Below are 12,366 nucleotides of genomic sequence, written 5' to 3' on the forward strand. Positions count from 1 at the left end.
GGTGAGGAAAATGGTAAAACGGTTTGAGACAAAATTAATACATAGTATAGAAAAAGCGAAATTACCTATTCGAAGCAAGGTAACACCAATTTACCAAACATCGGCTTTTACCTTTGATAACCTTGAAGATTTAGAGGGTTATTACCAAGGAGAAGGAAATTACTTATATTCGCGAACTGGAAATCCTAATACGGACGAGCTTGGCCAAATGGTAGCAGCAATTGAAGGAGCACCAGCAGGTATCGCGACATCTTCTGGACTATCTGCAATTTTAGCTGGAATCCTATCTGTTGCAAAAAGTGGAGATCACATTGTCGCAGCAGAGGACGTATATGGGGGGAGCTTTCATCTTCTACATGAAGAGTTGCGTAATCTAGGCGTGGAAACAACTTTTGTTTCCTTTGCAGACCTTGAACAAGTAGAAAGGGCCATCCAACCGAATACAAAACTGCTTTATACTGAATCAATCACAAATCCACTTTTACGAGTCGAAAATCTACCGGCTGTGGTCGAACTTGCAAAACGAAACAACTTAGTCACTGTTGTAGATAACACATTCGCGACACCATATCATTGCAACCCATATGAGCTTGGGGTGGAGGTAGTTGTTCACAGTGCGACAAAGTATATTGGTGGACATAGTGATGTAACTGCAGGGGTTGTTGTGGGAAGAGAGGACTTGGTTTCAAAAGCGCGTGCAAAGGTTGTTAATCTAGGTGCGAATGTAAGTCCTTTTGAAGCTTGGCTAACAACTCGTGGCTTAAAAACATTGGCCGTTCGCATGCAAGTACAGTCTTCAAATGCTCGAAAACTTGCGGAAGCTTTGCGTAACAATCCTAACATTGCAAGAGTGTACTATCCGTTTGAGGCAGAAACTACAGGATATGGAGCAATGGTGTCAATCGAACTTGCAAAAACTGTTGATGTGAATCAATTTTTCAAATCGATAGGCTGGGTTAAGCTAGTTCCAACATTAGCTGGAGTAGAGACAACTGTATCTCACCCTCTAAAGACTTCCCATCGTGCTTTACCGGCAGAGGCACAGGAATCATTAGGAATTACGAACGAACTTGTGCGAATCTCGGTGGGGATCGAACATTCCGAAGATATCATTTCTGTATTTGAAAAAGCTATCGAAAATTCATTGAAATAAACAAAACGAGTATCCATAATAATGGGTACTCGTTTTTCAAACAAACATTTGTTTGAAGCAAAACTGCATCCTGTTACCTAAAGAAATCTTTCAAGCTCCTGGGTTGAGTAATTGTTCTTTATACCAGGTTTGTTTTCTAGATACTGTATGATTTCCTCTTTCGAATAATACTCTCTAAGGCCTGAAATAATCGTATCCAAATATTCAGAGGAAGGTTTATTGAAAGCAACAGTATCTATATCCCAAGGGGCGGTAAACGTAAAAATTGGATAACCATCATCATCTCCAAGATATAGAATTCTCCCATACCACGCCTTTTCACGGAAAACCATTGAACCTGATTCTCTCACTTCCTGCAAGTCAATATCAATCTTCATTCCACTGTTCTCTTGTTTTAACACATCAATAAACTGCTCAGATGTAATTAAATATTTCTTGCTATAGGTAGCTGTTCTTTCATTCGGGGAACCATCAATAAAAGCAACACCCTTTGAATCCCATCTCCTAGCTTCCTTCGCAAAATACAATGGGTAGGGGATGGTAAAGATTCCTTCATCAATCGGAGATGAGGGATCTTTACAGCCAACCTCCGTTTCAGTAGAACCATTGGGTCTGCCACCTTTTATGTAACAAAGAAAGCGTTTCTTATTAATATTTGAGCCATAACTTGCATACCAGACATATTGTTTCACTAGAATCACCAGCCTTTAACTAATAATCATTCGTCAATTACTAAAGTTTCACCTTCCCCAGAACCGATAACATACTATATTTTCGACTTATTTCTACTCATTTCCCGAGCAATATTTGTGCGAAAAGGGGGGATTTGATGATATTTGTAAGATTTTAGATATCGAATAAGTGTGTAATTTTAAAAAGAATGTCAAGCCAGGAATATCTCACCTAGGCTTATTAATTCCGTATTTTTTTAATCGATATTGGAGGTTTTGGCGACTCTTGCGAAGTGCTTCAGCAGTCTTTGTGATATTAAAATGATAATGTTCAAGTACCTGTTTTAGGTATAAGGTTTCTGCTTCCTCCATGTAACTGTCTAACGGCTGAACCTCTGTGATTAAAGAGGGTTGTGGTGCCTTTTTTGTAGATACAGGTTTAATATGTGTTTTTTTACGAAAATGCATGGGGAGATGGTTATAAGTAATCGTATCCTCATAGGTAATGATATTTAAAGCTCCCTCTATAATATGCTCTAGCTCCCGAACATTCCCAGGCCAGTCATATTGAATCAATGTCTGTAATACCTCATCTGCTATGTTTGTTACTTGCAGACCAAACAGATGATTATATTTTTCCATAAAAGTAAAAGCGAGTTCTTTAATGTCTTCCTTCCGATTTCGTAATGGAGGAATAAAAAGGGTTACGACACCTAATCTGTAATATAAATCTTTTCGAAGTCTACCCTCGGAAATGGCATCAATGGGGTCCTCATTCATTGTAGCTAGGATCCGCACATTCACTTTTTTATCCTTCGTGTCACCCACTCTTCGTACTATTTTTTCTTGAATAACTCGTAGAAGCTTTGCTTGTAGGGCAGGATTCAATGAATTAATCTCATCTAATAGCAAAGTGCCTCCTTCTGCTTGTTCAAATAAACCTGGGCGGTCAATGGCACCTGTAAAAGCTCCTTTTTTTGTACCGAAAAGGAGACCCTCAATCAGATTGTCCGGTAAAGCAGCGCAATTCTGAGATATAAAAGGAGCGGATGACCTGGTACTTCCATTGTGAATACTTTGAGCAAATAGCTCTTTTCCTGTACCAGTATCCCCTATGATGAGAATGGAGGAACTTGTCCTAGTAGCACGTTTACTTGACTCAATTACCTCCAATATTGCAGAACTTTTCCCTATGATGCTATCAAATGTATAATGAGTATCACTTTTCCGGTTCATATTTTCACGTAGTAACTTCTCAACTTTTGTAACATCACGGGCAATTTCCATCGCTCCAATACGTTGTTTGCCATCCATAATTGGGATTGTGTTATTGATGGTGGTGATTTCCTGACCACGGTTGTTGTAATAGGTCTGTTTAGCATTATTTATGGAATTACCCGTCTTAAGTACTTGAAGCAACGTACTATCCTCATTTTTGTGAAACGAAAATACATCAACCAGCTTTTTGTTTAGAACATCATCTTGGTTCATCCCTTCAATCTGAGCCATTTTTTGATTGTAAATAATCGTTGTGCCTTGAGAGTCAACGACATGTATACCAACATCCACTTCATTAACTAATTGCTCAGTTGCTTTGGTTTTTAATATCTCAACTTGTTTCATGATATCCCCACCCTTTTCCTTACTTCTTATTATATGAGAAAAAAACAAAGGGGCAAATTATATTTGCATTAACTTTGGGAAATGAAAAATATTTTTGCGCAAAAAAATATAGTAGGTGCAAAGAAAATTTGCATTAATTTATGGAGATAAAAAAATGTCTTATTTCTAAAGATGGTCATTCGTATGAATTACCTGAGCGTAATGCACTTTTTTAAAAGAAATCATTTAAAATGCACCAACATGAGAAGTTGGCATGATTCTTGCACAAAATAGTAGACAAGAAGAAATTCTCACTACAACAATAGCTACTGGAGGTTAAATAGATGGCTCAAATTAAAGCGGACTCAAAAACAATCATTGACCAAACGGAAAAGTTTGGTGCAAATAACTATCATCCACTACCAATTGTAATTTCAAAAGCAGAAGGCGTATGGGTGGAGGATCCCGAAGGAAATAAATATATGGATATGTTAAGCGCATATTCTGCAGTTAATCAAGGTCACCGTCATCCCAGAATCATTCAAGCTTTAAAGGATCAGGCTGATCGCGTTACACTTACATCGCGAGCATTTCATAATGACCAGCTTGGCCCATGGTATGAATTAATTTGTAAAATGACAAATAAGGACATGGCACTACCAATGAACACAGGGGCGGAAGCTGTTGAAACAGCTATTAAAGCGGCACGTAGATGGGCATATGATGTTAAGGGTGTAAAGGAAAATCAAGCTGAAATCATCGCGTGTATTGGAAACTTCCATGGACGGACGATGACGGCCGTTTCATTATCTTCGGAAGAAGAATATAAACGTGGATTCGGTCCAATGCTACCGGGAATTAAACTAGTTCCTTATGGGGACATTGAAGCACTAGAAAATGCGATAACTGAAAATACAGCAGCATTTCTCTTTGAACCCATTCAAGGAGAGGCTGGAATTATTATTCCACCAGAAGGTTTTCTTAAGAAAGCTTTTGAAACATGTAAACAAAACAATGTCCTGTTTATTGCGGATGAAATACAAGCGGGGCTTTGTCGTTCTGGAAAAATGTTTGCATGTGAATGGGATGATGTAGAGCCTGATATGTATATTTTAGGTAAAGCATTAGGAGGCGGGGTATTTCCAATATCCTGTGTCGTTGCCAATAAAAACATATTAGGTGTATTTAACCCAGGTTCTCACGGTTCTACATTTGGAGGAAACCCAATGGCTTGTGCTGTCTCCATTGCTTCATTGAACGTCTTAATTGAGGAAAATTTAGCACAACGTTCTCTTGAACTTGGTGATTATTTCTTGAATCAATTAAAAGAGATAAAAAATCCAATTATTAAAGAAGTGAGAGGGCGTGGCTTGTTTATCGGAGTTGAATTAACAGAGGCTGCCCGCCCGTATTGTGAGTCTTTAAAGCAGGAAGGGCTCCTCTGTAAAGAAACCCATGACACGGTTATTCGATTCGCTCCACCTTTAATCGTAACAAAAGAAGAGTTAGATTGGGCAATCGAACGCATTGCGATGGTTCTAGGATAATCACATATTCGAAAAAAGGATCAAGTCTTTTACGCTTGATCCCTTTTTTATTGGTTTATAGGTTCACGTATAAGCGGAAGTGTTAAACAGTGTATTCCTCCCCCTAACTTATAGAACTCGGAGATGTCTACAGGGATAATATCAATACCATTTGCTTTGAGTAATTCCATTGTTTTTACTCCAGAAGAGGGGAAAATGAGCCTTCCAGGAGAAATCGGTAAGACATTAATCGTTAAAGGGGGATCTTCCGGATGAACATGAAATAATCCAATCTTCCTTTTATGAAGTTCATCTATAAACCAATAAGGAAGTAGAGCTTTATTAATAAGTGCTTTATTATGATCGATAAGAAGAAATGCTTCATCGAGATGAATGATGGTAGATGGTAAATCAACTGTTATTAAATCAATATCCTGTAGAGAAAGAATGTAATTTAATTGTTCAATACCAAGAGAATTTACGCGTTCCGAGCGACCGATAATGGCTGTGTTTTTGTTAAGCATGGTAAAACTTCCACCTTCGACAAAACCATGTCCTTGAATACGGCCTAGAATTGGCATCCCTAATTTGCTAAAGGTTTGTTCGGCCAAACGAGTTTCACCATATCGAATATAAAGGGCAAGCCTCGACAAAATGACACCACTCGGAATAATCATTCCTAAGTCTCTAGTAAAGGTTCTTTCCGGTAATTCTTCATGCTTAGTTCGGTCAAGAAAGACAACCTCTATTCCTTCAAGCCTCAAAGCTTTTACCAATTGGTCATGTTGATCTTGCAAGATCTGTAATTTAGGTTTTAAATTGGCTTCGAGATCTTCAGGTTGTGTGCCCTTTATATACTTTCCTAATAATGGACCAGCTTCAATTTCCTTCTGATTTTGATGAAGTTTTAAAACTTCATTACCAGGACGATGCATTAATACTTTTCTTAGCTGCCCGATATCACTTGTAATCCCCAAAAATTCGCCCCAAACTTCTTTGATAAGTGTAATGTCCTGAAAGGGCTCTCGTACAATCCTTCTTGAAAAGTTTAGCTTGTTTTTATTCATTTGGATTACCTGCTTTACTCTTGTCTTATATATAAAGAACCCCCTTGGTTCAATCTTGGGGGTTCTTTTTTTTAAGGTGCTTTCGTATTAAGGCATTTCGTCTTCTTTCTCTCGGTTCTTAAAAGCTTCATGAGAGACAATACCTTCCATTTGTTCAAATTGTCGACTATGGTCTTTTTCTTCAGTTATGCTGTTCTTTGGAAAGTTGCCAGGATGGCCTTTTTCTTTGTGGTTAAAGCTTTTTCCACGACCCATATTGATCTCTCCTTTCAAATGCTTTCCATCGTAGTTTTTGCATTCGTTGGTTTTGTATGTATCACGGACTATTTGGTAAATCGCGGAAAATAGGACTTAGCTCCTAATATCTGTAAAAAGTGAATAGTTGTCCTTGATTTGAAATATATACAGTATTGGTATATTTAATCTTTTTTTACCTTAGGAAAAAGGGGGATACACGATGCAGACGAAGGTGGAGAAGAAGGTACTTGTTGCAAGCCTTGTAGGAAGTTCTATAGAATGGTTCGATTACTTTTTATACGGTACTGTTGCAGCACTTGTTTTTAATACAGCATTCTTTCATAGTGACGATCCAACGGTCGGGTTAATGTTAGCATATGCTTCATTTGCTTTATCCTTTTTCATTCGACCACTTGGTGGAGTGATTTTTAGTCATATTGGCGATAAAATTGGGAGAAAAAAAACACTCGTTTTAACTCTATCACTTATGGGTGGAGCGACTGTTCTTATGGGTTTCCTTCCTACTTATGAACAAATCGGGGTAATCGCACCGATTTTACTCATAATCCTGCGACTTGTTCAAGGGATTGGACTAGGTGGTGAGTGGGGTGGAGCACTTTTATTAGCGGTTGAATATGCGCCAAAAGAAAAGCGTGGATTCTTCGGAAGTATCCCACAAATGGGTGTTACGGTAGGGCTCCTACTTGGAACGTTAGCATTATCTCTAATGACATTACTTCCAGAGGCTGCATTCATGTCGTGGGGATGGCGTGTTCCGTTTATTCTAAGTGCATTTTTGGTCATTTTCGGTTTATGGATCCGTAAAGGTATAGAGGAAACGCCTTCTTTCAAAAAGGTACAAGAGAAGGGCGAGGTAGCTAAAATCCCATTTATCGAAACAATGCGTACGCACTGGAAAGAGGTTTTAATCGCAGTTGGTGCAAAGGTTGTTGAAACAGCACCATTCTATATTTTTGGTACATTTATCGTCTCTTATGCAACAACACAGCTTGGTTTCTCGCGAACGGCAACCTTAAATGCGGTTACCATTGCAACAATCGTAACAACTCTTCTTATTCCTATTATGGGGAGTCTTTCTGATAAATTTGGTCGGAAAAAGCTCTATGTCGGTGGAACCATTTTGATGATGATATATGCTTTTCCTTACTTTTGGTTACTACATCAAGGCTCTGTTGCACTATTAATCGTTGCAACTATTTTGGGATTAGGAATTATCTGGGCTCCAATTACAGCTGTGCTTGGAACCATGTTTTCGGAGATATTTAAATCAAATGTTCGCTACACGGGGATTACATTGGGGTATCAAATCGGAGCTGCGGTTGCTGGTGGCACGGCTCCACTTGTTGCAACGGCATTATTAGCAGCCTTTAATGATTCCTATATACCAGTTGCATTATATATCATTCTTACCGCTGCTATATCACTTATTGCAGTTGCCACCGTACGTGATCGTAAGAATGAGGACTTAGATTATGATGAGATCGTGTAAGTGTGAAGGGATCGCAAGTGGCGGTTCCTTTTTCCTTTTAGTGATATGATGTTTATAAGATAAAATAGAAAGAAGGGATACCGTGCTCGTTTTATCAGAATCTCAAATTCGTTCCATATATTCAATGGCAGATGCAATTCAGGACTTAGAAGAGGCACTTATACACAATAATGATGGTAAGGTAAAGAATCCACACCGTACGGTTCTGGACTTCCCAGAAAAAGAAGCATCTGCTTTATACATGCCAAGCTCAATTGAACCGGTTGGAAAATCCGCTGTCAAGGTCGTGACTATTTTTCCGCACAATCCTTCCGTGGGCAAGAAAACGACACAGGGTATTATTTTACTAAGTGATACAGATAATGGAGAACACCTTGCATGTATCAATGCTTCTTATTTAACTCGTTTGCGGACCGGTGCAGTAAGTGGAATTGCAACAAAGCATCTAGCGAAAAAAGAAGCGTCAACTGTTGCTGTAATTGGAACGGGTGCCATGGAAGAGGAGCAGTTACAAGCGGTTCTAGAGGTACGTGAAATAATGGAAATCATGTTATATAATCGTACAAAGGAAAAGGCTTTCCTTTTTGAAAAAAGAATTTTAGAACTCTGCCCGGGATTCAAAGGTTCAATTACAGTCATGGATCATCCAGATGAAGCTGTTTCCAAATCAGATATTGTTATCTGTGCAACACGATCCGTTACACCTGTTTTTTCAGGGAGAGCATTAAAGCAGGGGACACATATCAACGGAGTTGGCTCTTATCTTCCGCATATGCAAGAGGTCGATGCAGAAACGATTCTAAAATGCTCAAAAATCGTTGTGGATACGATTGAAGGGGTAAAAGACGAGGCGGGTGATTTGATTATTCCAGCGAAAAAAGGGCTATGGAGTTTCTCGGATTTACATGGAGAATTAGGAGACCTTGTCTCGGGTGCTGTCTCTGGACGAGAAAATAAGGAAGAGATAACGTTTTTCAAGTCAGTGGGAATTGCTTATTTTGATCTTGCGGTAGCAGCTGCTGTCTATAATAAAGCAATAACAATTGGAGTAGGCACACAGGTAGAGATTTAGATTTTAGGTACCTTCAAGTATTCAAGCATTTATCGTGGTTTTTTTATTACAGTATTCGTGAAAGGGGTTATGAAATTGAACACAAATGATGCACAATTCTACATATCACATCTTGGGCTAGAGCCACATCCAGAGGGAGGGTTTTATAAACAAATCTATGCTTCAGATATGACGATTCATACTGAGCAGGAAAAACAAAGAAAACTATATACAAGTATTTATTTTCTACTGAGGTCTGAAGAAATCTCTCATTTACATAGATTGCAATCAGATGAGCTTTGGTATTACCATGGGGGGAGTTCCTTAACCGTACATATTATTGATGAACAAGGAGAATACAAGGAGGTAAACCTTGGTCTAAAGCTTGACAAGGGAGAGGTTCCACAAGTTCTTGTACCCAAAAACTCGATTTTTGCGTCTTCAGTGAACGAAGAAAATACATTCTCACTTGTTGGCTGCATGGTTTCTCCGGGATTTGATTTCGAGGATTTTGAATTATTTTCACAAGAGGAATTATTGAGGGAATATCCGCAGCATGAGGTGGTCATCCGCAGACTCGCGCTGGAAAAGAAATAAATTAGAATAATAAAATTATTGTTTCTCTATATATAACAGTCCTTTTTTACATGGCAGAATCTCGTGTAAACAAACGTTTGATTGAAATTCAAATACCTTGATCTGCATAGCTTAGGGTGCTAATCAAACGTTTGTTTGAAATGAGTATTGCAAAATGAAACAGATTGTTTTAAAACCATATTACAATAATAAGGTAAGGCGCCTATCCTCTAACTTGGGAAGGCGTTTTTTTATTGGTTTAAAGCGTTTATCGTGCAATGGGAATTCTTGAGAATGAAGCATAAAATATTCTACATTATAGATAGATTTAACTTTAATCAGTGGGGTCCAAACCCCGACTGATTAAAGTTAAAGCCTCCGGCGGATGCCACGATTTTTCAAAGGAAACTTTTCGAGCAGTAAGATCAAAGACTAAATACGCCACGTCCTGTGGCAACGTCTTTATGACCCACTTCCTGTGGGCCTAAAAATCGGGTGCAAATACGCCAAGGCGCGTTTGATCTTTCAAAATAATGGAGGGGTTCAGGTGAAAAGAAGAACGGCGGAACCATATAAAATTAAAGCAATAGAACCATTAGCAATGCTAACCTATGAGGAACGAAATGAGGCGCTTAAAAGGGCGGGTTATAATACGTTTTTGATTGATTCTCAGGATGTCTATATTGACCTTCTAACAGACAGCGGGACAAGTGCAATGAGTGACAGGCAGTGGGGAGCTTTAATGGTTGGTGACGAGGCTTATGCTGGAAGTAAAAGCTGGAAGAAGCTTGAGCAGGCAGTTAGAGAGATTTATGGATATAAGTATGTGTTGCCGACTCACCAGGGACGTGGTGCAGAAAACATTTTATCTCAACTAAAAATAAAACAAGGTGACGTAGTACCCGGGAATATGTATTTTACTACAACACGTGCCCATCAGGAGCTAAATGGGGCAAGATTTGTTGATATCATCATTGATGCAGCACATGATTCAACGACAGAGCATCCTTTTAAAGGGAATGTGGATCTTTCTAAATTAAAGTCGCTCATTCAAGAGGTTGGGGCAAAACGGATTCCTTATGTTTGCGTGGCAGTAACCGTGAATATGGCGGGTGGCCAGCCGGTTAGCATGGAGAATATGAGAGAGGTTTATAACTTGTGTAAAAGTTATGGAATTGATGTGATGTTTGATGCTACACGGTGCGTAGAGAATGCCTATTTTATAAAGGAAAGAGAAGCGGGATATGAAAATCATCGGATTAAGGATATTTTAAAAGAGATGTTTTCGTATTCAGATGGTTGTACGATGAGTGGTAAAAAAGATTGTTTAGTGAATATTGGCGGCTTTTTAGCAATGAATGATGAGGATTTATATGCCAGGTCACGTGAATTGGTGGTGGTTTATGAGGGGATGCCATCTTATGGCGGCATGGCAGGACGTGATATGGAAGCGATGGCACAAGGAATCTATGAATCTGTCGATGATCATTATATCCATCACCGGATTCAACAAGTCCGTTATCTTGGACAGCAGTTAATTGAAGCAGGAATACCTGTTGTTCAACCAATTGGGGGTCATGCTGTTTATTTGGATGCAAGAAAGTTTTTATCTCATTTAAACCAAGAAGAATTTCCTGCACAAGCATTGGCAGCGGCGCTTTATTTAGATTCAGGTGTTAGGGCGATGGAAAGAGGGATAGTCTCAGCTGGTCGAAATAAAGAAACGGGTGAACATAACAAACCGAAGCTAGAACTCGTTCGTTTAACAATACCAAGAAGGGTTTATACGAATAATCATATGGATGTTGTCGCTGATTCTGTGATTGGACTCTTTGAAAAGAGACATCAGATAAGTGGTTTACGAATAGATTATGAACCTCCTACGTTACGATTCTTTAATGCCAGGTTTTCACCACTTTCCAATGACTTAGAATTGATGCCTAAGGAATAAAATGAAAGCCAGCCCTTTATTAGATTTGGGGCTGGCCGTTTTTATTTTCCTTTTACTAGGTAAGGACGGGAATTTTCCCATTTAACCTGAACCGGAAGATTGAAATAGTCTGATAGAATTTCACTAGTAATGATCTGATCTGTTTGCCCTGAGGCAAATACTTCTCCGCTCTTTAAAAGCAAAGTTTTCGTAAACACAGGAAGAATTTCTTCTACATGGTGGGTAACATAAATAATCGTTGGTGCGTCTTCTTTGATGGCAAGTCTTTCAATTGAATCTAATAATTGCTCTCTAGCGATAAAATCTAACCCGTTTGTTGGTTCGTCCAAAATAAGGATTGATGGATTTGCCATTAAAGCACGGGCAATTAATACTCGTTGTTTTTCACCTTGGGACAGGGTCGAATAGTCACGGTTTGCATAGGCAAGACATCCAAGTTCCTCAAGAAGACCCTTTGCCTTTTCTCTCATGTCGTCAGTAGGGGTCTCATACAGGCCAATGGATGCAAAAGCTCCACTTAAAACAACCTCAAACGCGTTGTCTGTGGGGTAGAACTTTTCTTGTAAGGATGCAGACACAAAGCCAATTTTTTTCCGGAGCTCCTCACCTAAGTAAACCTTGCCGAACTTAAACCCAAGTACAGTAGCATTTCCGCTAGTAGGGAAATTATAGGCGTTAATTAAATCCAATAATGCAGTCTTACCAGAACCATTTAATCCATAAAGCACCCAGTGCTCGCCTTGTTTTATCTGCCAATTAATATTTTGTAGGATGAGTGCATCATCACGCCGTAGTGTAACATTCATCAAATCTAAAACCACTTTATACCCCTCCTTGTTTAATAAATTTATAATATCAAATAATTCAGATAAGGGTACACAAAAATTTCCAGAAGGAAAATGATGATAGTTCTTTCAAATAGTGAAAAACGGCCATTACATGAACCCTATACACAATCTATCCGTTAACATTTTAAAAGTCGTCTTCTAGCCACAATTGAGAACTATTTTGTGAATGGAAAA

General features: G+C 38.9%; 11 protein-coding genes. 6 read left to right on the plus strand and 5 right to left on the minus strand.

The annotated features are described in order from the left end of the window. Positions 1-10: 10 nt before the first annotated feature. Positions 11-1,153: a trans-sulfuration enzyme family protein gene (locus AC6CHV_RS15465; protein ID WP_341329808.1), complete on the plus strand. Its 1,143-nt coding sequence runs from the start codon at positions 11-13 to the stop codon at positions 1,151-1,153. 77 nt (positions 1,154-1,230) lie between these two features. Here AC6CHV_RS15465 and AC6CHV_RS15470 read toward each other — a convergent pair whose 3' ends face one another. Both AC6CHV_RS15470 and AC6CHV_RS15475 read right to left on the minus strand, forming a co-directional pair. After that, positions 1,231-1,845 (minus strand): hypothetical protein, encoded by a 615-nt coding sequence (locus tag AC6CHV_RS15470; RefSeq protein WP_341329809.1) that lies wholly within the window; start codon positions 1,843-1,845, stop codon positions 1,231-1,233. A gap of 207 nt (positions 1,846-2,052) precedes the next feature. Next, positions 2,053-3,447 carry a sigma-54 interaction domain-containing protein gene (locus tag AC6CHV_RS15475; protein ID WP_341329810.1) on the minus strand — a complete coding sequence of 465 codons (1,395 nt, stop codon included), beginning with the start codon at positions 3,445-3,447 and terminating at the stop codon, positions 2,053-2,055. A gap of 323 nt (positions 3,448-3,770) precedes the next feature. Here AC6CHV_RS15475 and AC6CHV_RS15480 point away from each other — a divergent pair, with 323 nt between their 5' ends. Then, positions 3,771-4,973, plus strand: a complete 1,203-nt coding sequence (locus AC6CHV_RS15480) for an ornithine--oxo-acid transaminase (RefSeq protein WP_341329811.1) — start codon at positions 3,771-3,773, stop codon at positions 4,971-4,973. 47 nt (positions 4,974-5,020) lie between these two features. Here the strand turns inward: AC6CHV_RS15480 and AC6CHV_RS15485 are convergent, their stop codons facing one another. Together AC6CHV_RS15485 and AC6CHV_RS15490 are read right to left on the minus strand one after the other, a co-directional pair. After that, positions 5,021-6,019, minus strand: coding sequence for a dimethylarginine dimethylaminohydrolase family protein (locus AC6CHV_RS15485; RefSeq protein WP_341329812.1), 999 nt, complete (start codon positions 6,017-6,019; stop codon positions 5,021-5,023). Positions 6,020-6,106: 87 nt separating this feature from the next. Continuing rightward, positions 6,107-6,274 (minus strand): hypothetical protein, encoded by a 168-nt coding sequence (locus AC6CHV_RS15490; protein WP_165918285.1) that lies wholly within the window; start codon positions 6,272-6,274, stop codon positions 6,107-6,109. 202 nt (positions 6,275-6,476) lie between these two features. Between AC6CHV_RS15490 and AC6CHV_RS15495 the strand changes: the two genes are divergently transcribed. From AC6CHV_RS15495 to AC6CHV_RS15510, 4 genes are all read left to right on the plus strand, one after another. Continuing rightward, positions 6,477-7,766 (plus strand): MFS transporter, encoded by a 1,290-nt coding sequence (locus AC6CHV_RS15495; RefSeq protein ID WP_341329813.1) that lies wholly within the window; start codon positions 6,477-6,479, stop codon positions 7,764-7,766. Between the two features lie 82 nt (positions 7,767-7,848). Next, positions 7,849-8,838: an ornithine cyclodeaminase family protein gene (locus tag AC6CHV_RS15500; protein ID WP_498079175.1), complete on the plus strand. Its 990-nt coding sequence runs from the start codon at positions 7,849-7,851 to the stop codon at positions 8,836-8,838. 75 nt (positions 8,839-8,913) lie between these two features. Continuing rightward, a complete protein-coding gene (locus AC6CHV_RS15505) occupies positions 8,914-9,414 on the plus strand; it encodes a cupin domain-containing protein (RefSeq protein ID WP_341329815.1) in 501 nt (166 codons plus the stop codon). 526 nt (positions 9,415-9,940) lie between these two features. After that, a complete protein-coding gene (locus AC6CHV_RS15510; RefSeq protein ID WP_341329816.1) occupies positions 9,941-11,344 on the plus strand; it encodes a tyrosine phenol-lyase in 1,404 nt (467 codons plus the stop codon). Between the two features lie 41 nt (positions 11,345-11,385). Here AC6CHV_RS15510 and AC6CHV_RS15515 read toward each other — a convergent pair whose 3' ends face one another. Continuing rightward, entirely contained in the window at positions 11,386-12,165 is a 780-nt protein-coding gene (locus tag AC6CHV_RS15515; protein ID WP_341329817.1) for an ABC transporter ATP-binding protein, read from the minus strand. Positions 12,166-12,366: the final 201 nt, after the last annotated feature.

This window comes from Ferdinandcohnia sp. GQ5 (assembly GCF_059759275.1).

Excerpts from the sequence above, each read along its gene's own strand:
- AC6CHV_RS15490 (WP_165918285.1), bottom strand. The coding sequence starts at position 6,274 with ATGGGTCGTGGAAAAAGCTTTAACCACAAAGAAAAAGGCCATCCTGGC.
- AC6CHV_RS15465 (WP_341329808.1), top strand. The coding sequence starts at position 11 with ATGGTAAAACGGTTTGAGACAAAATTAATACATAGTATAGAAAAAGCG.
- AC6CHV_RS15480 (WP_341329811.1), top strand. The coding sequence starts at position 3,771 with ATGGCTCAAATTAAAGCGGACTCAAAAACAATCATTGACCAAACGGAA.
- AC6CHV_RS15495 (WP_341329813.1), top strand. The coding sequence starts at position 6,477 with ATGCAGACGAAGGTGGAGAAGAAGGTACTTGTTGCAAGCCTTGTAGGA.
- AC6CHV_RS15485 (WP_341329812.1), bottom strand. The coding sequence starts at position 6,019 with ATGAATAAAAACAAGCTAAACTTTTCAAGAAGGATTGTACGAGAGCCC.
- AC6CHV_RS15475 (WP_341329810.1), bottom strand. The coding sequence starts at position 3,447 with ATGAAACAAGTTGAGATATTAAAAACCAAAGCAACTGAGCAATTAGTT.